Source organism: Neobacillus sp. PS2-9, assembly GCF_030915525.1.
Classification (GTDB): Bacteria; Bacillota; Bacilli; order Bacillales; family Cytobacillaceae; genus Neobacillus.
Window position 1 is genome coordinate 2,277,990 of record NZ_CP133269.1, and the last position, 21,298, is coordinate 2,299,287.

General features: G+C 36.6%; 24 protein-coding genes and 1 riboswitch. Of the genes, 11 read left to right on the forward strand and 13 right to left on the reverse strand.

Going from position 1 to position 21,298, the window contains the following annotated elements; genetic code table 11:
- Positions 1-79: 79 nt before the first annotated feature.
- Positions 80-1,428 (reverse strand): IS3 family transposase gene (locus tag RCG25_RS11460; protein WP_308080502.1). Its coding sequence is split into 2 segments (ribosomal slippage): positions 80-969 and positions 969-1,428, totalling 1,350 coding nucleotides; the frame shifts between segments, so codons are not numbered across the junction.
- Between the two features lie 160 nt (positions 1,429-1,588).
- Here RCG25_RS11460 and RCG25_RS11465 point away from each other — a divergent pair.
- Positions 1,589-2,476, forward strand: coding sequence for an NAD(P)-dependent oxidoreductase (locus RCG25_RS11465; protein WP_308083775.1), 888 nt, complete (start codon positions 1,589-1,591; stop codon positions 2,474-2,476).
- Between the two features lie 184 nt (positions 2,477-2,660).
- Here the strand turns inward: RCG25_RS11465 and RCG25_RS11470 are convergent, their stop codons facing one another.
- Together RCG25_RS11470 and RCG25_RS11475 are read right to left on the reverse strand one after the other, a co-directional pair.
- Complete coding sequence (locus RCG25_RS11470) at positions 2,661-3,152, reverse strand: hypothetical protein (protein WP_308083776.1); 492 nt, start codon at positions 3,150-3,152, stop codon at positions 2,661-2,663.
- 177 nt (positions 3,153-3,329) lie between these two features.
- A complete protein-coding gene (locus RCG25_RS11475; protein WP_308083777.1) occupies positions 3,330-4,166 on the reverse strand; it encodes an HAD family hydrolase in 837 nt (278 codons plus the stop codon).
- A gap of 147 nt (positions 4,167-4,313) precedes the next feature.
- On the opposite strand from RCG25_RS11475, the gene RCG25_RS11480 reads away from it, so the two are divergent.
- Complete coding sequence (locus RCG25_RS11480; RefSeq protein WP_308083778.1) at positions 4,314-4,958, forward strand: glycosyltransferase; 645 nt, start codon at positions 4,314-4,316, stop codon at positions 4,956-4,958.
- Positions 4,959-5,202: 244 nt separating this feature from the next.
- On the forward strand, positions 5,203-6,003 hold the full coding sequence (locus tag RCG25_RS11485) for a CPBP family intramembrane glutamic endopeptidase (RefSeq protein WP_308083779.1): 801 nt from the start codon (positions 5,203-5,205) through the stop codon (positions 6,001-6,003).
- Between the two features lie 104 nt (positions 6,004-6,107).
- Here RCG25_RS11485 and RCG25_RS11490 read toward each other — a convergent pair whose 3' ends face one another.
- On the reverse strand, positions 6,108-6,557 hold the full coding sequence (locus RCG25_RS11490) for a S1 domain-containing RNA-binding protein (protein ID WP_308083780.1): 450 nt from the start codon (positions 6,555-6,557) through the stop codon (positions 6,108-6,110).
- A 216-nt stretch (positions 6,558-6,773) separates the two neighbouring features.
- On the opposite strand from RCG25_RS11490, the gene RCG25_RS11495 reads away from it, so the two are divergent.
- Together RCG25_RS11495 and RCG25_RS11500 are read left to right on the forward strand one after the other, a co-directional pair.
- A complete protein-coding gene (locus tag RCG25_RS11495) occupies positions 6,774-7,598 on the forward strand; it encodes a formate/nitrite transporter family protein (protein ID WP_308083781.1) in 825 nt (274 codons plus the stop codon).
- A gap of 250 nt (positions 7,599-7,848) precedes the next feature.
- A complete protein-coding gene (locus RCG25_RS11500) occupies positions 7,849-9,042 on the forward strand; it encodes a glucose-1-phosphate adenylyltransferase (RefSeq protein ID WP_308083782.1) in 1,194 nt (397 codons plus the stop codon).
- Between the two features lie 75 nt (positions 9,043-9,117).
- Here the strand turns inward: RCG25_RS11500 and RCG25_RS11505 are convergent, their stop codons facing one another.
- Entirely contained in the window at positions 9,118-9,561 is a 444-nt protein-coding gene (locus RCG25_RS11505) for a S1 domain-containing RNA-binding protein (RefSeq protein WP_308083783.1), read from the reverse strand.
- Between the two features lie 111 nt (positions 9,562-9,672).
- Complete coding sequence (gene dapA / locus RCG25_RS11510; RefSeq protein WP_308083784.1) at positions 9,673-10,563, reverse strand: 4-hydroxy-tetrahydrodipicolinate synthase; 891 nt, start codon at positions 10,561-10,563, stop codon at positions 9,673-9,675.
- Positions 10,564-10,684: 121 nt separating this feature from the next.
- Positions 10,685-10,864: riboswitch (Lysine riboswitch) on the reverse strand.
- Between the two features lie 182 nt (positions 10,865-11,046).
- Between dapA and RCG25_RS11515 the strand changes: the two genes are divergently transcribed.
- Positions 11,047-11,517, forward strand: coding sequence for a GNAT family N-acetyltransferase (locus tag RCG25_RS11515; RefSeq protein ID WP_308083785.1), 471 nt, complete (start codon positions 11,047-11,049; stop codon positions 11,515-11,517).
- 66 nt (positions 11,518-11,583) lie between these two features.
- On the opposite strand, the gene RCG25_RS11520 is transcribed toward RCG25_RS11515, so the two are convergent.
- Positions 11,584-12,567: a ring-cleaving dioxygenase gene (locus RCG25_RS11520; protein WP_374121045.1), complete on the reverse strand. Its 984-nt coding sequence runs from the start codon at positions 12,565-12,567 to the stop codon at positions 11,584-11,586.
- A 237-nt stretch (positions 12,568-12,804) separates the two neighbouring features.
- Between RCG25_RS11520 and RCG25_RS11525 the strand changes: the two genes are divergently transcribed.
- The 3 genes from RCG25_RS11525 to RCG25_RS11535 all read left to right on the forward strand — a co-directional run bounded on the left by RCG25_RS11525 (position 12,805) and on the right by RCG25_RS11535 (position 14,288).
- Positions 12,805-12,939: a hypothetical protein gene (locus RCG25_RS11525; RefSeq protein ID WP_308083786.1), complete on the forward strand. Its 135-nt coding sequence runs from the start codon at positions 12,805-12,807 to the stop codon at positions 12,937-12,939.
- 35 nt (positions 12,940-12,974) lie between these two features.
- The gene (locus tag RCG25_RS11530; RefSeq protein WP_308083787.1) at positions 12,975-13,121 is read left to right on the forward strand and encodes a hypothetical protein; all 147 of its coding nucleotides are present in this window, start codon (positions 12,975-12,977) and stop codon (positions 13,119-13,121) included.
- Between the two features lie 165 nt (positions 13,122-13,286).
- A complete protein-coding gene (locus tag RCG25_RS11535; RefSeq protein ID WP_308083788.1) occupies positions 13,287-14,288 on the forward strand; it encodes an LLM class flavin-dependent oxidoreductase in 1,002 nt (333 codons plus the stop codon).
- A gap of 58 nt (positions 14,289-14,346) precedes the next feature.
- Here RCG25_RS11535 and RCG25_RS11540 read toward each other — a convergent pair whose 3' ends face one another.
- From RCG25_RS11540 to RCG25_RS11550, 3 genes are all read right to left on the reverse strand, one after another.
- On the reverse strand, positions 14,347-15,693 hold the full coding sequence (locus RCG25_RS11540) for a GntP family permease (RefSeq protein ID WP_308083789.1): 1,347 nt from the start codon (positions 15,691-15,693) through the stop codon (positions 14,347-14,349).
- 179 nt (positions 15,694-15,872) lie between these two features.
- Entirely contained in the window at positions 15,873-17,408 is a 1,536-nt protein-coding gene (gene gntK / locus RCG25_RS11545) for a gluconokinase (RefSeq protein ID WP_308083790.1), read from the reverse strand.
- Entirely contained in the window at positions 17,401-18,132 is a 732-nt protein-coding gene (locus tag RCG25_RS11550) for a GntR family transcriptional regulator (RefSeq protein WP_308083791.1), read from the reverse strand. The genes gntK and RCG25_RS11550 overlap by 8 nt, the downstream gene beginning before the upstream one ends.
- A gap of 132 nt (positions 18,133-18,264) precedes the next feature.
- Between RCG25_RS11550 and RCG25_RS11555 the strand changes: the two genes are divergently transcribed.
- Entirely contained in the window at positions 18,265-18,444 is a 180-nt protein-coding gene (locus tag RCG25_RS11555) for a DUF2187 family protein (protein ID WP_308083792.1), read from the forward strand.
- Between the two features lie 173 nt (positions 18,445-18,617).
- Positions 18,618-19,283: an LbetaH domain-containing protein gene (locus RCG25_RS11560; protein WP_308083793.1), complete on the forward strand. Its 666-nt coding sequence runs from the start codon at positions 18,618-18,620 to the stop codon at positions 19,281-19,283.
- A 70-nt stretch (positions 19,284-19,353) separates the two neighbouring features.
- On the opposite strand, the gene RCG25_RS11565 is transcribed toward RCG25_RS11560, so the two are convergent.
- From RCG25_RS11565 to RCG25_RS11575, 3 genes are all read right to left on the reverse strand, one after another.
- On the reverse strand, positions 19,354-19,578 hold the full coding sequence (locus RCG25_RS11565; protein ID WP_308083794.1) for a hypothetical protein: 225 nt from the start codon (positions 19,576-19,578) through the stop codon (positions 19,354-19,356).
- 187 nt (positions 19,579-19,765) lie between these two features.
- A complete protein-coding gene (locus RCG25_RS11570; RefSeq protein WP_308083795.1) occupies positions 19,766-20,590 on the reverse strand; it encodes an RMD1 family protein in 825 nt (274 codons plus the stop codon).
- A gap of 35 nt (positions 20,591-20,625) precedes the next feature.
- A complete protein-coding gene (locus RCG25_RS11575; protein WP_308083796.1) occupies positions 20,626-21,270 on the reverse strand; it encodes a cell wall hydrolase in 645 nt (214 codons plus the stop codon).
- Positions 21,271-21,298 lie beyond the last annotated feature (28 nt).

A 21,298-nucleotide genomic window follows, 5' to 3' on the forward strand; every position in this document is an offset into this window, starting at 1 on the left:
GTTCTACAGGACCGAAATAGCTGAAAAAAGCCACTAAAGGTCTCCTATGATCTGAACCCGAAAAGTTGGACAAATAAATTTAGGCAGCTACTTGGGCATGAGTTCGGTATTGGACTGGACTCATGCCCTCTAGTTTTACCTTAATTCGTTTGTGATTATAGTAATAAATATATTTCTCTAATTCTACTTTAAAATGCTCCATACTTTCAAAATCTTTTAAATAGAGTAGTTCAGACTTTAATAGGCCAAAGAAATTCTCCATGACCGCATTATCTAAACAATTCCCCTTACGTGACATACTTTGAGTAATACCATGTTCTTTTAATGCATGTTGGTAATGCTTCATTTGATAGTGCCAACCTTGGTCAGAATGGAGAATGGGGGCGTCTCCCTCTGCTAAACGCTCAAAAGCTTTGTCCAACATTTTTGAAACAAGTAGATAAACAGGACGTTTTTCTATGTTATAAGCGATGATTTCTCCGTTGTATAAATCTAAAACGGGGGATAAATATAGCTTTTCTCCGTGTAAATGGAATTCTGTTACATCTGTTACCCACTTCTCATTTGGCTTTGACGCTTTAAAATTGCGCTCCAAAATATTAGGGGCAATTTTCCCTACATTTCCACGATAAGAACGATATTTTTTCATGCGTACAAGACATTTTATCCCCATTTCATTCATCAAGTGTCGGACTGTTTTATGATTAATTTTTAAGTCCCGTTTACGCAATTCTAATGTGATTCGACGATATCCATAACGTCCTTGATGTTCATCAAAGATCTCCTGAATCAATTCTTTGACCTCCTTATACTTATCTGGACGATCCATTTGTTTAACCCAATAGTAATACGTACTACGCGCCATACCAGCGACCTTTACTAGATCGATTACTTTAAATTCATGCCTTAATTCATAGATTATTTGCGCTTTGTCCTGTTCTGTAATTTTTCCTTTTCTTGAATTAAGGCTTGTAACTTTTTTAAGTAAGCAATCTCCATACGTAAACGCTCATTTTCAGCTCTTAGTGCTTCGTCAGATCCTTCCACTGGTTGAGGTTTGTTTGTTTCCTTTTTCATAGGTGAACGCCCCTTTTGTGTTGTTTTTAGGGCATCTATTCCATTTGATTCGAAACCTTTTAACCATTTTTGAATGGTGCTATGTGTTGCAATATTAAAAATTGCAGCAGTTTCCCTTATAGACGTCCCTGTCTCTTTTATATAATTTAGTACGTCTAGTTTAAACTCTGTTGTGTAGGATGTATAGGGATTTTTAAAGGCATCTTCACCGTGGTGTTCATATTGTTTTATCCAATTTAGTAAGACAGTATGATGTACTCCTATGGATTTAGCTATAAATTTTACCCCTTCCGATCCCTGGTGATATCGAATAACTGCTTCTAGTTTTTCCTCAATAGTAAATTTAGACATATAAAAACTGCACCTCCAATTGTTAGCTGTGTGTCTAACAATTCGGGTGCAGTTCAGCTATGACCTTTAGTGGCTTTTTTTGTTATACTTAACAATTGCAGTGGGAAATAACCATCTATATTATGGGTTGTAAAGATATATTATAAAGGAGGCACTTAAGATGACAAAAGAAGTGGGCTTTATCGGTCTTGGTAACATGGGACAACCAATGGTTTTGAATCTTTTAAAAGCAGGATATAAGGTAAAGGTGTATAACCGTACACCTAGTAAAGCAGTTGCTGTAGTGGAAGCAGGGGCTCAGCAGGTAAATAAATTATGTGATGCAGTTACCACTGGTGGAATAGTGATCACCATGGTGTCGAACGACCAGGCACTCGAAGAGATTGTCTTGGGGCCTGATGGATTTGCTCAAAAGTTAGGTGCTGGTGGTATTCACTTATCAATGAGCACCGTATCTCCCGAGACATCAAAGAAACTAGCAGCATCTCATCAACAGCATGGCAGTTATTTGGTAGCATCCCCTGTTTTTGGTCGACCTGAGGCAGCGACAGCTCAAAAACTAAATATCCTCTCATCTGGTCCACTTGAAGCTAAAGAGCGTGTCAAGCCAGTGCAAGAAGCTCTAGGGCAGCGGATTTTTGATATTGGTGAAGAACCGGGGGCTGCCAATGTGATAAAGCTGGGTGGTAACTTTATGATTATGGCTGCCATGGAGGCGATGGCAGAGTCTTTTAATTTAGCAGAGAAAAATGGAATTGATCGAGAGTTAGCTGCAGAGGTTTATGCGTCAACCTTATTTAACTGTACAGTCTATCAAGGATACGGTCAGATGATTGCTAAGAAAAGGTTTGAACCTGCAGGTTTTCAGCTATCACTTGGTCTAAAAGATTGCAATCTTGTCCTGGAGGAAGCAACCGCAACAAAAACCCCGATGCCACTTGCTAACTTAGTACATAATCGTCTCCTTGCTTCTGTAGCAAAGGGCCGAGAGAATCAAGACTGGTCAGCCTTAACTAGGATTTCGATGGAAGAGGCCGGACTAGAATAAATAATGTAAGGAGTAGGAAGACCTAAAATAACACAAGAAATATGTAAATTTTGAAAAAAAGGCTTAAACATAATAAAATTATAAAAATCGAAAAGCTACTCAGGTTATGTTGAAAAATAGAATTTCGTCCCGACATAACCTAGTAGCTTTTTTTATATAAATGAATTGTTTAGTAATTGATTTTTCAGAAAGAACTACGAGGCTGTTTTGAATATGTGGTTTGATGTTTTCCCTTTGGTTTTTCCCAAATGTATGGAAGATGCTCTGTCTGTTGATTGAAAAGCTGAATTAATAGGGCGAAGTTCTTCATTTTATATAGATTAAATGCAGTTCCATTTACTGATTTAACCATAAAATAAGAAGTGGTTGTGTTATTTTCTCCCCCAGAATCCTTCTCGTAAAAGAGTGTCTCAGTTACATCCTCCCATTTGTAGTTATAAACATTGGTACCTTTCCTTTTATTTACAATGGTTACACTAAAACCTGTATCATAACAAGAAACCTTGGTGTCATTCGCAAAGAATCGCATTAATAAAAAAATGATAACTCCTAAAACAATGAAAATTAAACCTAGCAAAAGATGAAAAAACAAAATACCAATCCCGATTACTCCAAAAATCACACCAAGTATAATCGATGTTTTTGAAGACGTGTTATTTGCGAATTCATTGGTCATAAAAATCCCCCCTTAGTAGAAATGATATGTCTTTCCTCGTTCAAAATGACACCTTTAGTCCGTTACCTTTATTAAAAACTACAAAACAATAAGTTATTTATAATATTATTATGTAAACTAATATTTCCATATATAAATACAAGCCACCTTATGGGCAGCTTGTATTATTTAAACATATTAAAATACCAATTCTTCTTTATCATTGGGTAATAATTGTAATAGATGACGTACAGCATAAGCAAAGCCATCTTCATCATTTGTTTTTGTAATGAGATTGGCCTTTTGTTGAACATGGAGAGGGGCATTCCCCATTGCAACCGATGTGCTGGCCACCTCAAACTGTGCCAAATCGTTGCCGCCATCACCAAATGCAATAATATCTTCAAACGAAAGGTTCATCATCTGTTGGTAACGCAATAAAGCCTTCCCCTTATGTGCTTCATTGGAGGTAATCTCGACATTATTGGGAAAAGATGATGCCATAGATATCGGAAATTTGCCAGCTAATGCAGTTTTTATTTCCTCTACACGTTCTTGTTGCTCGGGATGGACCAAAGCAATTACTTTATAGATTTTTAATTGTTCCTTTTCCAAAATTCCATCATAATTGAATTTTTGAAAAAGAATATTTAGCTCTTCTTTACTTTTGCCATGTAAAGGAGGCAAGGTAGACGGAAAGCCACCGTAATTTGTATAAACAAGAATTCCTACCCCTAATTCTATTAAAATTGAAAACATTTCTTGATAAATGGAAACAGGAAGAGTTGCTTCATACAGTACCTCTCTTGATGCAGAATATAAAACAGAACCATTGATACAAAAGATAGGAACCTCCATATTTTGTACTGCCGGTAATTTAATCACATCTGCGTAAGCACGTCCTGTATTTAAGATAACGCAGTGCCCTCGTTCTTGCAATTCGTTCAATGCTTTCACATTCTCTTCAGTAATTTCTTGCTTGGAATTTAATAATGTACCATCTAAATCTATTGATAAACATTTCATGGTTGTCATAAATCCTTTCCATTCTTCTCTATAAACTACTATATCAGAATTTATACAAAAAGTGGGTTGCCAAAATTTATGGTGCCTAGAAGCATAAGATAAAAGAAGTCATTAATACTAATACCGAATAGTACAGACAAAGAGGAGAAAACAACCATGAAAAAGAAGATACTAACGATTACAATTATTATCTTTCTTGCCATGATCAACACAACTAATGTTGGGGCACAGGTAAGAACACCAGTAAAGAAGATATGTATAACTGAATCTGTCATCAATCTAAAATATCCAATGCAAAAACTGTGGGTAGAACATGCCTGGTGGACAAGAGAATTCATTGTGTCAAATATAGCAGGGCTCAAGGATCAAAATGCTGTACTAGAAAGACTACTGAATAATCAAGAGGATCTAGGAAATATCATTAAACCTTATTACGGTCAAGAGGCAGGAAACAAGCTTACTATTTTATTGAAGGAACATATTATGATAGCTGGTAAGATAATCGAGGCGGCCAAAAAAAATGACCAAGCAAGTGTGGAACAATTAAATAAAACCTGGTATCGAAACGCAGATGAAATTGTGGCATTCCTAACAAGTGCCAACCCAAATTGGTCTAAAAAAGGTTTAACAGAAATGTTTTATACTCATTTAAAGTTAACAACAGATGAAGTAGTGGATCGGTTAAAAGGGGATTGGGCTGGTGATATAAAAACAGCTGACACGAACGAAGAACATCTTATCCATATGGGTGAAATACTAACTGATGGGATTGTAAAGCAGTTTCCAGAGAAGTTTAAGTAAACAAGATAGTCATATACACACGAGATTTGTTAAAACATTTCTCGTGTGTATTTTTTTGGAAGAAGATATAATAATAAGCAACAAAATTAATAAGGGAGAACTTAAGAATAAATTCTTGTAGATCGGTTTAGGGGGAGAGGTTTTGCAACAAAATTTTATTAAAATGAACCAAGGAAAAAACAATTGGAAAAGGTTTTTATTATCATTTGTCATTATAGTTTTTTTTATTTTCTTAGGGGGTATAATGTACCTTTTTGCTTTAAGTGCATTTGCTGAGGCAGATGGAGATCCAAATTCTTATTTCGATAGAATTGAGTTGGTGGGTGTTCATGTTAATCCGCTATATGATTTTGTTTTGACACATATTAATTATGTTTTTTGGCTACTGGGTTTAGTTATTACCATTAGGCTGATTCATAAACGAACATTCAAAACTCTCATCACTCCTAATAAAAAAATAAACTGGATGAGAATTTTTTGGGGATTCAGCTTGTTTTTTTGCTTAGTTTCCGGAACGACACTGATTGATTTTATTTTCAATCCAGGAGATTATGCATTCAATAATATTAAATGGGAGGACTTTCTTAAGCTGTTTTTCTTTGTTTTAATCTTAACACCTATGCAAACAACAGCGGAAGAGGTGTTTTTTAGGGGCTACCTAATGCAGTGGTTTGGTCGAAAGATTAATCATTCACTATTATTATCAATCATTGTAGGTTCTATTTTTGGTATGCTTCATTTCAGTAACCCGGAAATGAATTATTCAGCATTTTTTGTGGGTAGTGATTATGTACTTTCTGGAATAGTGTGGTGTTACATTACTGCAAAAACAAATAGCGCAGAAATAACGATTGGTGCCCATGCGGCAAATAATATGTTTCTTGGTTGGTTTTTAACCATGGATGATGCAGTCTTTGGGAAAATTCCTTCCTTATTTGTAGTAAGTGATATCAATCCACAGATCTCCTTGTTATGGACTATTATTACTTTATCCGTCTTTACGTTCTTTGCAATTAAAAAATTTGGAAAAAACTATAGAATTTAATTTCTATTTGGAAAAGTATTGAGAGAACTAATCATTTCCCAAAAAGAAGAGCTGACTAGAAACAGTCAGCTCTTCTCTTTGGTTATATAGTTACTACGAGTCAGTTATCCGCGTCTTCCGCCTCGGCCGCCACGCTTTGTTTCTGTGTTGCGTTTAAGTGAAGATAAATTTTCTTCACTAGACTTTAAAAACTTAACCATTTTATCTTCAAATGATTCTTTAGGTTTGAAATTGCTTTTTGGACGAAAATCTTTAGAACGGTTGTCAGATCTCCCTTGCCTTGCTGGGCGTTGTGAGTAAGAAGAGGTTTGACTTTCCGGTCTATCGATTGCTTTTTTAATGGATAAGGCAGTTTTTCCGTCTTTCTCACTAATTACCTTTACTTCAACCATGTCGCCTACTTTAAGGTGGTCATTAATATCCTTAACATAGCTTTCCGCAACTTCACTTATATGCACAAGACCCGTTGTACCGCCAGGCAATTCTACGAATGCTCCAAAATTAGTGATTCCTGTTACTTTTCCTTGTACTTTGCTGCCTATTTCAACTGACATAGAAATATATTTCCCCCTCAATAATGTTAAAACCACTTCATTATAACAAATATTTCACAGGAATAAAATCTTTTTGCTGATTTAGAAAAAATATCGAAAACGTTTAATAATTGTTAAAGAAACGTTCACTGGAATAAGGATTAAAGTGCGATAAAATAAAAGTATGTTAAGAACATCACAAATAAAAGAATTTTATTAAAAAAGGAGTAACACCTTATGGCCTATAGTAAACCAGATCAAATTATGGAAATAACCATAGAGAATGGTACGAAGAAAACTAAAAACTCTCCATTGCAGACGTTAATTTTAGGTTTTGAAGCAGGTGCATTTATTGCGCTGGGATATTTACTTTGCATACGTGTGACAGCAAGCTTATCAATCAATTTGGAAGGATTAAGCAGCTTGATTGGCGCATCTGTATTTCCTATTGGATTAATTCTTACTTTACTTGCAGGAGGCGAGTTATTAACAGGTAATATGATGGCTGTGCCGCTTGCAAGGATGGCAAGAAAGGTTTCTACTAGTAAGGTCATTATAAATTGGTTTCTTGTGACAATTAGTAACTTTCTAGGAGCTATTTTTGTCGCCTATTTCTTTGGTCATTTAGTAGGTCTAACTGAAACTGGTCCATTTTTAGAAAAAACGGTTAGTATTGCAGAGCATAAACTTGAAGCATCATTTCTCCAAGCCTTTGTTTCAGGTATAGGTTGTAACTGGTTGGTTGCTTCCGCGGTCTGGCTTTCGTATGGAGCCAACGATATGACAGGGAAAATAGTTGGGATTTGGTTTCCAACGATGGCTTTTGTGGCAATTGGGTTTCAACACGTAGTAGCCAATATGTTTGTCATTCCTGCTGCGATTTTTGCAGGTCATTTTTCTTGGACGCAGTATATTAACAATTTTGTTCCGGTTCTCTTAGGTAATGCAGTAGGAGGATCCGTGTTTATTGCAATGGCTTATTGGCATGCATATAGCAAAAAAGATGTACCATATCAAGAGCCAAAGATTGTTCAATCTATAATGAAAACGGGTATTAGATAGATTTTAGTATTCGAATTTAAAACTACTGTATAAAAATACCCTAAAAAAGGTTCCTATCTCTAGGATCCTTTTTTAATTCCGTCAACATTCGGACAAAAACAGCCATATTGCGTACTATTTCTTTAAGAGGGTGTCGATAAAATAATAAGTACTTTTCACAGAGATGTAACATGTAAGCCGCTTAAATGGAAAAATCAGGTGATAATAGGAGTATAAACACAAATACAAAACCAATGGAAGGAGGAGAACAATGAATAAACCAAATTGGATAGCCATGCTGTTAGCGGGAGGTAGGGGGACAAGACTTAATCTACTTACAAAAACGATCGTAAAGCCAGCTGTGCCGTTTGGTGGTAAATATCGTATCATTGACTTTGCCTTAAGTAATTGCAAAAACTCAGGGATAGAAACTGTAGGGATTTTAACTCAATATAAGCCCCTGGTATTACATTCGCATATTGGTCAATGTAATCAATGGAAGCTTGCAGACAGATATGGTGGATTAATAATCCTTCCACCATATCAACGGGACGGTTCAGGTGTGGAGTGGTATGAGGGTACGGCACATGCAGTATATCAAAACTTTCAATTCATCGAGCAACACAATCCTGACTATATTCTCATTCTGTCAGCTGACCAAGTTTATAAGATGGATTATAGAGAGATGCTGCAGCATCACATTGAAACAAATGCTGATTGTACCATTGCAGTGATAGAAGTTCCATGGGAAAGTGCACACCAATTCGGTGTACTAGAAATTGATAAGCGGTCAAATAAAATTCTAGCATTTAATGAAAAACCGCAAAAGCCCACTACCAATTTAATATCGATGGGAATATACATTTTTAATTGGCCTATTCTAAAAGACACTTTGATTAAGGAAGAACAAAAGGAATTTACACACAGAGATTTTGGAAAGGATATTATTCCCTCCATGCTGGACGAGGGATTTCATTTGTCATCCTTCTTATTTCAAGGGTACTGGAGAGATGTGGGAACGATTAGAAGCTTTTGGGAGGCAAATTTGGATCTTTTAAATATAGAAACAAATATTTTCCAACAAACTCCAGAATGGAAAATTTATAGTGTTGAAAATAATGAGCCACCTTCATTTATAGACGGGAATGCCAAAGTACACCATAGTTTAATAAGTGATGGCTGCGAAATAAGTGGTTCAGTTGAAAGGGCAGTTATATTTAATGGTGTGAAAATTGGAAAGGGGGCACATATAAAAAACTCGGTAATCTTACCTCATACCGTAGTTGAAGAAAATGTTTGGTTGGAGAATTCTGTAGTAGGAAGTCAATCTTTGATTAAGAAAGGGGTAATTATTGGCTCAAAAATACCTGAGGAGTATATAATGGTAGTAGGTAATCAGGTTACCGTTGACCCGGCAATTGAAGAGGTTCAATTTAAAAATAGTGTTAAATCAGTTTTATCGTAGGGAATATGCAAAGAAGAGGTTGCCCCTTTAGGATCAACCTCTTTTTCTATATGAACAATTCTTTAAACGTAGATGTTATCCGCGTCTTCCGCCTCGACCACCGCGTTTTGTTTCTGTGTTGCGCTTAAGAGAAGATAAATTTTCCTCGCTAGACTTCAAGAACTTAGCCACTTTATCTTCAAATGTTTCTTTAGGTTTAAAATTCCCTTTTGGACGGAAGTCTTTAGAACGGTTATCAGATCTTCCCTGCCGTGCAGGGCGTTGTGAATAAGATGATGTTTCAGGTTTTTCTATCGCTTTTTTAATGGATAGGGCAGTTTTACCATCCTTTTCACTAATTACTTTAACTTCAACCATGTCGCCTACTTTTAGATGGTCATTAATATCTTTTACATAGCTTTCTGCAACCTCGCTAATATGCACTAGACCTGTTGTACCTCCAGGTAATTCGACGAATGCTCCAAAATTAGTGATTCCTGTTACTTTTCCTTGGACTTTGCTGCCTACTTCAACTGACATGAAATCTTTTTCCCCTCAATAGTGTTAAAACTACTTAATTATAACAAATTCTCAAGGGAAATAGAATCAATCGAAGAGGTTTTTCTAACTTTTTTTGACTTTTCTTCTCTACTAACAGTGTACCTTTAGTAAATTGATTGGGAGGCTATTTTGTAATGTCTGTTGTTCTCCATCCGTTAATGGGACAAGTGGTAAACGGACACCACCCACAGGAACACCAATCATTTTTAATGCTGCTTTTACCGGTGTTGGACTTGGTGCAGCAAACAATGCTTTTATAATTGGAAGGAGGTTACGATGTGCTGCTGCGGCTTCCTTTAGATTGCCATTTTTAAAGTTATTGATCATTGTCTGCATTTCATTTCCAATGATATGGGATGCAACAGAGACCACTCCTGTTCCACCAATCGCTAAAACAGGTAAAGTCAATCCATCGTCTCCACTATAAAGTGTAAAGTCACTAGGAGTTTGGCTAATAATGTCGGACATGGCATCAAGGTTCCCACTAGCTTCTTTGACAGCAACAATATTAGTAATCTTGGATAAACGGACGATTGTTTCGACAGTCATATTAATCACACTTCGTCCTGGGATATTATATAGCATGACTGGGAGTGATGTAGATTCGGCGATTGCTTTAAAGTGTTGATATAATCCTTCTTGAGATGGTTTATTGTAGTAAGGAGCAACCAGCATAATTCCGTCTACTCCAGCATCTTCAGCTTGCTTTGTTAAGTTAATAGAGGCTCTTGTATTATTGGATCCTGTTCCAGCTATGACAGGAACTCTGCTATCAACCACATCTACTACAAATTTAAATAGGTCCACTTTTTCTTCAGTTGTTAATGTGGGAGATTCACCTGTAGTTCCGGCAATTACCAATCCATCAGAACCATTCGCAATTAAATAGTTAATAAGTTCTTTTGTTGCAAAATAATTAATTTCCCCATGCTGATCAAACGGCGTAACCATCGCGGTTAAAACTTGGCCAAAATTCATCATTCTCACCCTTTATATAGTTTTTTAGAATTATAACGGAGAAGGCACCTTAATAGTCAACGCAAAAAAGCAGCAACGAGGGTTCGCTGCTGCACTAGAAACATGATTAAATAATTGTTCCCATGCGTGAGATAGCCCTCCATATAGTTTCCTATATGACAGTTCTGTATTTATTCAATAGCAGAACCAGCTTCAAGATTTATGAGATTCTTTCCGCTTCGGCAAATTCCCCTTTTCACAATGGTCATTGGATCTCATTCTCCTCGAATTGTGTACTCATGGTTTTTGCGCCTCTATCCTCACTTCAAATGGTATTGAAGTAAGAAATATTTAATTGACTGTTACTATAACAGAATTTCTATTATTATACAAGGAATTTGGAAGAAAAAAGAAAAGAAGCCAAGGCGGGAAGTGTCATAATTCCATATTTATCTATAAATATAATATTATAGTGAAAAGAATTAAAATAAAGAGGTGGTTTTGATAGTGCAACTAATTTCTCACAAAATGAATAAACAATATGCTAAAGAAGTATTAGGTTGGAAATATAACCATCCATATAATTTTTATAATAATGAATTAACTAATGAAACCCTGCAAGAACTATTGAATGGCAGTTATTATGCTGTAGTTAACGCTGAAAAAAATTTAATAGGTTTTTTTTGTGTCGGAGAGTCTGCCCAGGTTCCGACAGGCCAGCAGTTTGGAGCATATGTTGATGGTTTTATTGATTTTGGACTTGGAATGCATCCCGAAGAAACAGGAAAAGGGGATGGCTATGAATACTGTACATTTATCCTTAACTTGATTGAAGAAAAATATAAGAACTTTCCTATCCGCTTAACTGTGGCCAATTTTAATAAGAGGGCCATTCATCTTTACGAAAAAATGGGATTTGTTAAGAGTAATGAATTTAATTCAAATAATTGTTCTTTTTCAACAATGATTAAAGGATGAGACTTTGAATATAAAAAAGAAGCTTGAGGATGGTTTGAATCTCAAGCTTCCTTTGGTGATTGAGTGTTAATTATATTCTTTAACTAATTCTTTTGTGCTTCTAACTGTATCAATTGGACGAACCATTTTTTCAATTTGGCCACGTTTTGTTTCTAAGAATGGGGGCAAAGATAGTTTTTCTCCGAGGGTTTCGTATGGCTCATCTCCCATAAATCCAGGACCATCTGTAGCGAATTCAAATAAGATTTGAGGTGCTACTCTTACATATAATGACCCAAAAAAGTACCGGTCGACAAAACCGGAGGTACCAAAACCGAAGCCTTCAATCCGAGTCATCCATTCTTCTAAAACCGTACGATCCTCCACACGAAATGCTGCATGATGGACAGTACCAAAGCCTTGTTGGGATGGGGGCAGTACTGCATTGTATTCCACAACTACTTGGGCACCGTTACCGCCTTCTCCTACTTCAAATAAATGAAAAGCTTCCTCTTGTGCAATTTCTTTAAACAAAAGAACTCTTTCCATCATTTCTTTAAAGTAATCGAAATTGGCTACACGAACAAAGATAGGTCCCAATCCAGTGATGGCGTATTCTAAAGGGATTGGCCCCTTTTGCCAAGGAGTGCCACTGGCAACTCCTTTATTTGTTTCATCGGAAATTAATTGGTATTGTTGGTCATCGAAATCTACAAAGGATAAGGTTTTCTTACCAAAAAACTCCTTTATTCCTGAGTGCTTCACATTTAAACGATTAAATCGTTCCGCCCAATACTCTATCGCTGCATCATTAGGTACCCGGAAGGAGGTTTTTGATATCTCATTCGTCCCGTGCACTCCTTTTGGAATACCTGGGAAATCAAAGAATGTCATATCAGTACCTGGGCTGCCCTTATCATCAGCAAAAAATAAATGGTAGGTTTGAATATCATCTTGATTGACTGTTTTCTTTACTAAGCGCATTCCTAAAACATAGGTGAAAAAGTCATAATTCTTTTCTGCACTACTTGTAATAGCTGTTACATGGTGAATGCCTTTTAATCCGTTCAAATTAAACCCTCCAATTATTTCATTTTGGGTATGTCTATATTATGCCAAGTTGTATTGATATAACTACTGAATTGATGGAAATACCTAGAAAGAATAAATTACCTTTAATTAATATATCTAGAATTCGAGATAAATATATCATGTTCTCTCTATGTTGTCAATAAAGAGAAAACCTCTAATAAAGGAATGAACATGTTGATTCCGTTTAATAATAAATATCAAAAAGGAGGGAGCCACATGGACGGAAAGTATAATACAAACGATGATGCAACTGTCGAATTAAAAAAAGCACTAAATAAAAGTACACCAAGAAAAAATCCAAATATGAGTGAAGCAGAAATGAAAATGAAGTTTCAAGGAAAGAAGAGTTAGAGGACTAGAAACGAAAATAATATGAGGTGATAGAAATGTCTGGTAAACATCCAATAGAGTATACGGGGAAAGTCTTGGATCAAAGAAATGACCTTACTGGGCCTGATGATGGTAAAGGCGCGTACCCCGAACGGCCAAAACATGTAGCTATACATCAGCAAAGTAGCAACAAAGGTAAATAGTCTTTAGAAAAAATATTTTGTAACGTAACTTTTAATAATTCAAGGAAAAATGTAAGAGGGGGGATGACCTCCTCTTTTTCATGGATAGTAAGCATTTAAGTTTGTTTACTGTGCTCCAATTGATAGTATAGTAATATATTTTCAAAATGAAAGGACAAATTTAATATGGCATCAATTCAAATACCAGTTTCTGTTCTAAATTTAGCTCCGATTCGGGAGGGTCAAACATCGAAAGAAGCGATTAATTCAATGGTGGACCTTGCCCAAGCAGTAGAGAAGATGGGGTATAAACGCTATTGGATTGCAGAACATCATAATACTCCCACCCTTGTTAGCTCAGCTACATCTATTCTAATCAAGCATACATTAGAACATACCAATACCATACGTGTGGGGTCTGGTGGGATTATGCTTCCTAACCATGCACCTTTAGTGGTTGCTGAACAATTCGGCACCATGGAGACAATATACCCAGGACGAGTGGATTTGGGGCTTGGGCGTGCTCCTGGTACAGATATGATGACGGCTAATGCATTAAGACGCTCTAAAAACGACTCAGTTTATACCTTTCCAGATGATGTTAAGGCACTGCTAACGTTCTTTGGTCCAGAGGATCAACAAAGCTATGTGAAAGCCAATCCTGGTGTGGGGACAAATATTCCACTCTATATTCTTGGTTCTTCCACAGATTCAGCTTATTTAGCAGCAAGTTTAGGGCTTCCGTATGTTTTTGCTTCTCACTTTGCACCTAGATACATGGAAGAAGCAATTAAAATATATCGCAGCCGTTTCCAGCCTTCAGCGTATTTGGATAAACCATATATGATGGTTTGTTTAAATGTTATTGCCGCAGAGAGTGATGATGAAGCCGAATGGTTGTCTACAACCATGCAGCAATTCTTCCTAAATGTAGTTCGTGGTTCTAGGAATCCATTACAACCGCCAGTGGATAATATGGATCAGATTTGGAATCCAATGGAAAAAGAAATGGCTACCTCTATGTCCAGTGTTACACTATTAGGAAGCAAAGAGACCATCCATCATCAGTTGACTTCATTCCAAAATTACTATGAAGTAGATGAAATCATGGCTGTATCCTATATCTATGATCCTGAAAAACAAAAACGATCTTATGAAATCTTGAAAGAAGTAGTAGACGGAAAATAAATAAAGAGGGGACAGTCCCTCACCACTTTAAAGCGGTGGGGGACTGTCCCCGAAATTGTTATACGATTAAGCTTAGTATTAGAATAAATCCTAGTCCAGCTACCGAAATAATCGTCTCAAGTAATGTCCAAGTGGCAAATGTTTCTTTCATACTTAAACCAAAATACTCTTTAAACATCCAGAAACCAGCGTCGTTCACGTGTGAAGCGATAAGGCTTCCAGCACCAGTTGCAAGAACAACTAAAGCTAGGTTTACATCGGTTTGACCAAGCATTGGAATAACTAACCCAGCTGTGGTTAAGGCTGCCACTGTAGCAGAACCTAATGAAATACGTAAGATTGCTGCAATAATCCAAGCCAGTAGAATCGGTGAAATATTAGTTCCTTTAAATAATTCAGCTACATAGTCACCTACATGACCATTAATTAATACTTGTTTGAAAGCACCGCCGCCCCCAATGATTAAGAGCATCATGCCAATGTGTGAAATCGCCTCTGTACAAGAATCCATTACGTTTTTAATCGGTATCTTTCTCGCTAATCCCATTGTGTAAATAGCTACTAATAAAGAGATCACCATGGCAGGAGATGCACCGCCAACAAAACGGATAATGGCTAGTAAACTATTATCTGCAAATCCCATTGTTTTTTGAAGTAACGTAATAATAGTAGCAATCGACATTAAAATAACAGGAAGCATTGCGGTAAATACACTGATACCAAATCCAGGTGTGTCTTCAAGTTTAAATGTTTTTAGTTCACCTAAAGAGGCGATATCACCCGTTTTTGTAAATGATGCAGGAACTAATTTCTTAGCAAGTTTTGTAAACAAAGGTCCAGCGATAATGACTGTTGGAACTGCAATTATGAAACCGTAAAGTAATACTTGGCCAAGATCGGCACCAAATTCACCCGCAATGGTAGTTGGTCCTGGATGCGGCGGTAAAAATCCGTGTGTGACAGATAAAGCTGCTCCCATTGGAATACCAAGGTATAGAATAGAAACTTTCAATTGTTTAGAAATGGCAAATACGATTGGAATCAATAAAACTAATCCTACTTCAAAGAATAAAGCAATACCGATAATGAATGAAGCAGCCACTACAGCCCACTGAATATTCTTTTCACCAAATTTATTAACGAGAGTCATCGCAATTCGCTGGGCGCCTCCTGAATCGGCTATTAATTTACCCAACATGGCTCCAAGTCCGAAGATTAATGCTATATGTCCGAGTGTTCCACCTAAGCCTGCTTCAATTGTTGCGATGATTTCATCTAATTTCATTCCAAGTGCGATGGCCACACCGAATGAGACCACGATAAGTGAAACGAAAGTGTTTAATTTTAAACCCATAATTAATACGAGTAAAGCTAATATCCCTATTGCTACAATAACCAATGGCATTGTCATTTCCCCCTATGATGTTTTATATTTATAGATTCCGCTTTAGCGGTGGTAGCACCAAAAATGAAAATTTCTTAAAGTTATCCTCATCTGAATATTCTTTGGTAAGCGCTGTCAAATATGTGAAATATGTTAACCATCAGCGGGAATTTAGAGATAAATCCCCGCTTAGGCCCGTATTACTTTATTAAGCTTCTTTGATAATTGGCAATCCTCGTATAGTCCTCTTCTAATGCTCTAGACAAGTTAATAAAGATAGGTACCAGTTGTCGATATTCTTTCGCAGCCTCTTCTTTAGGTGCATGTTTGTGGGTACTGCCAATCATTTCAGAAACTACTTCAAATGAATCAATTTTTCCTGTTGCATAAAGCCCTAAAATACAAGCACCCAAACAGGAACTTTCATAACTCTCTGGTACGACAACTTCCAAATCAAAGATATCAGACATCATTTGTCTCCAAACATCCGATCTGGCAAAGCCACCAGTTGCTTGGATTCGTGTAACTGGACCTTCCATACATTCAATTAGTGCTAAGAATACAGTATATAAATTGAAAATAACGCCCTCGAGGGCTGCGCGAATCATATGTTCTTTCTTATGCGACAGGGTTAGCCCGAAAAATGAACCGCGTACATCAGGATTCCATAATGGTGCTCGTTCACCTGCAAGGAAGGGATGGAAGAGTAATCCATCTGCTCCAGGTCTTACGCGTTCAGCAATTTTGGTTAATACATCATATGGATCAATACCAAGTCTTTTCGCTGTTTCAACTTCAGATGCAGCAAATTCATCTCTAATCCAGCGAAGTACCATCCCACCATTATTAACAGGACCGCCAATGACCCAGTGTTTGTCTGTTAATGCGTAGCAAAAAATACGGCCTTTTTCATCTGTCTGCGGTTGATCAATAATGGTTCGAATAGCACCGCTTGTCCCAATGGTCACAGCAATCTCGCCTTTTCCAATCGCATTTACCCCAAGGTTAGAAAGTACACCATCACTTGCACCTATTACAAAAGGAGTCTGTGGGTCAATTCCCATTTGTTTAGCTAATTCAGGATTACAATTTGTAAAAATCTCTGTTGTGGGCACAAGCGTTGATAACTGATCCCGTGTAATACCAGCAATCATTAAAGCTTCCTCGTCCCAATCTAGTTTTTTGAGATTCATCATACCCATGGCAGAAGCGAGAGAATAGTCAACTACATATTGGTCGAAGTACTTTTTAAAAATATATTCCTTAATTCCAATATACTTTTTAGCCTGGGTAGCAATTTCAGGTCGGTCATTCACTATCCATGTGATTTTACTTAATGGTGACATAGGATGAATCGGTGTTCCGGTTCGTTTGTAAACTTCATGCCCGTTCAATTCATCTTTAATTTTATGCGCCCATGCTTCACTTCGATTATCTGCCCAGGTAATGCATGGTGTAAGTGGCTCATCATTTTCATCAATGGCAATGAGACTATGCATCGCACTACTGAAAGAAACAAACGATAATTTTTTGTGAGAATGATGTTTCATAATTTTAGCAATTGCAGATGTCACAGCATTAAAAATTTCTTCGGGGTCTTGTTCAGCAGTCGAAATATCAGGTGTGTAAAGAGGGTAACCGATATTTTCTTGCTGAAACACTTCGCCTTGTTCGCTAAATAATACTGCTTTAGTACTTGTCGTACCAATATCGATACCTAACATATAGTTAGTCATTTTCTCTCACTACTCCTTTAGATAGCATTTGTTGCGACATCCAAAGGTCTTCTACTTTACCTTGAACATCATCAAAGTTTTGGTGTAAAGATTGAATCATGAGGTTTCTATTCTTAGTTTTGATGGCTTCAATATATAGCTGATGATTTTCAACAATTCGTGAGAAGTCTTCGTATTTTTCTTTTAAACGCACGCGCATTGATAAAAGTATGAAGGCTTCCATAACAGGTTTTGCATTATTCCAAATCATTAAGATATAAGAATGATTAATTGCCCGAATGATCGTTTCATGGAATAAGACATCCTGAAAGGAAAACTCGTCAGCATCTTTATATTTTATGGCAATTTTCATCATTTCAAGGATTTTACTTAATTCCTGAACTAACTCAGTTGTCTCTAGTTTGACTAAACGCTCAAATACAAACGTTTCTATCAATAGTCGAACATCATATATTTCTTCTATTTCCTTCTCTGTTAAACCAATAACCACTGCACCCATTTTTTCTAATCGAATCATATTCTCGGAAGCCAGTACTTTTAATGCTTCACGAATGGGTGAACGGCTCACATTAAAGTCTGTGGCTAACTTATTTTCTGATAAGATGGTACCGCTTTCAATCAATCCAGAAATAATGCGCATTCTAAGTTCAGAAGTTATCCGCTCACCTGTGGAAGCTTTTGAAAGCCATTTATGAGGATAGAGTGATTCCTGTCCTTGCAACATATTGTCACCTTCTATTAAATCAAGTATACTTGTATACAAGTATTATAAAACAGTTTAAAAAAAATGCAAGCGTTTTATTTTTAAGAGTTTACCCTTATAAGCTTTTGGATATTATAAATTTGAGGTGATGGAATGGCTACTGCTAAAATTGGCGATGTAATTTCCTTTAAACGAGATGGGAAAGATCTTGAGGGAGAGGTTTCCGCAATAAGGGAAAATTCCGTAATGGTTAATTACGGTTTTTCAAAAGATAAAGGAGAACCCCTTATTACGGTTGTAAATCATAAAAATTATAAAATTAAAAAGTCATAAATGAATTTGTATTAGGCATCATCAAAAATTAGATGGTGCTTTTTTTGTTGCCTTTGAAGTTTTAAATGCTGCTGCTCTCCTACAGAATAACTTTCATTTAGAACTTAATCATAAAAATCTATCAGTTGTAGTATGAATAACTTAAAAACCGTCATCTGAAGGGGGTAAACCTAATGTGGTACCAGCCAACAGTTCCGATTGGTCCATATAATATGTATAGTTACTTGGTCAGTTCCAATCCTCCAACTACTGTAAATCCCAATCCAATTTTTCCAAAGATAAATAAAACAGCATTTTTAAGTCCATTTACCTATATTGTGGGAGATGTATCCATTCACTCACATACGTATATCGGTCCATTTGTCAGTATCCGTGCGGATGAAGGGACTCCATTTTATATAGGAAAAAATAGTAATTTACAAGATGGAGTGATTCTTCACGGATTGAAAAAACAATACGTAAAGGTTAATAATAACCAATATTCGATTTATATTGGCAATGGTGTATCGTGCGCTCATGGAGCATTAATCCATGGACCATGTCAGATTGATGAGTATGTTTTTATTGGATTTAAGACGATAGTTTATAACGCACAATTGGTAGAGCGATGCTTTATTTCGACTGGAGCAGTTATCACAGTTGGAGTAAAGCTAAAGGAAGGCAGCTTTGTTCCTCCTGGTGCTCATATCAATACACAGGAAAAAGCAGATGCCTTATCATCAGTACCAAATACGGAAGAGGAGTTTGCGAGGGAGGTGCAAAGGGTGAATCAGGAATTTCCCTTGGCTTATTCACATTTATTTGGAAATACAAGATGTTCATGTGGGTTAACCTGTTGAATCTACTTTCTTATTAGTGGGAAGAGCTACTTGATGATAAATAATTGATATCAAATAGCCCATTTAATGATTAATAATAAAATGGATAGGAAGCCCCAGGCGGTCTCCACGATGGATTTCCATAATAACCATAACTTGTCCCTGGTTGTTGAATAGGTGGCACTAAGTGATTGTGAGAAGTAAAGGAGTTTTGAGAAGGATTATGGCTAGAATGTTGAAGGGTAGAATGGTTGTATTTCGCCAAACACGCACCAGGTTGTCCAGGATGTGAGCCAGTTGTAATCGTATAAGACAATCGTAACACCTCTTTCTAAAAGTTTTCCTTATATAATATGTTTGATAGTTTTTTACGGTACACTGAACTCTCAAAAATGTACTTAATAAAATAGCACGTATACATAAAAATAAGTCCGTAGGAATTGATGTTGTTTAGGAGAGAAATTCTTTCCTACGGTCTTATTTGGCAAGTATACAGTGTCAACCTATATATTTTCTAAAATGGTGAGGAAAATCTCAACCACTATAAGAATAACAATAATCCATTCAACGAATAGTCCTCGGATCGAATGACTAATAGTAGAAAAACCATCCATGATGTTATATAAAATATCCGTTTTGCTTTTCAAAATTTTATAACGGTCGTTTAATTCAAAGAATCCCGTCATTCGATCATAAAATTCGTTTGCCGTGCTGTTAGTCCATGTCATATCTGGTTTATCCAAAATCATAATATAGGCAAGGGTATTATACTCGTGACGGACAATTTTCGCAGTGGTCCTTGCTAATTCCTTGTTACCGATTCGGAGTCGGCCTTTTTCCAGCCGGTCAATCATCGTCTCAAGTTTATCGTGAATCTTTCCCAGCTGTTCCTCTGTTTTCTCTAGAGCTACTGATTTGGCAAGTACGGTTGATATCAACTCAGGATAAAAACTCTCGTATATAGGAACAACCACATATTCGTCAGTCAATTCAACTGGTTGGGATTCTTTAATGTGGAGACAATAATCATCCGTATATTTCTCTATATTTTTTATATCAATGTCAGGTTCGAAAGAATAAAGGAAGTTTAAAACTTTTGTAATTTCTTCTGATTGATTATGATTAATGAATACAATACTTCCAAAGGAAAAAACAAGTACCATTTGAGTTTCATTTATCTTTTTATCTAAGATGGTTTCTAGGATTTGTCCTCTAAGAAATAATGGTTGTTCCCATGTGAATTTTTTAGGAATCCCACAATGAATAGCGATCTGGTTTAAATCAATCTCGTTTGTCATTGCAAATGCTTTAAAGGTAATAGCTTCCATGGGTATCACTCTTTTCAGCGAAGTTTCATCTTCATTTATTTTTTAAATACATGGTGACCAATCTCTAGTGTGGTTGCTCTAGAATCAAGCCAACGACTAGTAGCTATAGCAGGATTATAGAAGAATAGGGATCCGGCAGCCACATTTCTCTTCTCTTTTAACGCTTCATTTACAGCCTTAATTGAATCCACATCAGCCGGTTTATTGATTTCTCCATTTCGAACAGGCTGAAATTGTCCTTTTTGATAAATGACTTCTTTTATCGTGTTAGGAAAGGCGGAGCTGTCCACTCTGTTTAGAACCACACAGGCTACCGCAACTTTTCCTTGATAAGGCTCACTTTCTGCTTCTGCTCTTACTAATCTAGCTAACAAGTCTATTTCGTACTCAGAGTAACCCACTGTGATTTCGGGTTGTGCTGGTTCCTTTTCTGGAGGAACCGCTACCATTTCAGGCGAGTCAGTTGCATTCACTGATTTACTAGTATTAACAGTTTGTCCAACATATATTAAATCAATATTTTTAATTTGTGGGTTAAGCCGAGAGAGTTCTTGTAAGCTAATATGGTGGTCCTTGGCAATTTGCGTCATGGTATCTCCACTTTTTACAGTATGAGCTAAAGCAGGAGAAGCAAATAAGAGTGAAGCTACTACAGTTAGTGCTGAGATTAGTTTTTTCATCGTTCTTTTCCCTCCTAGTTGATTTCAC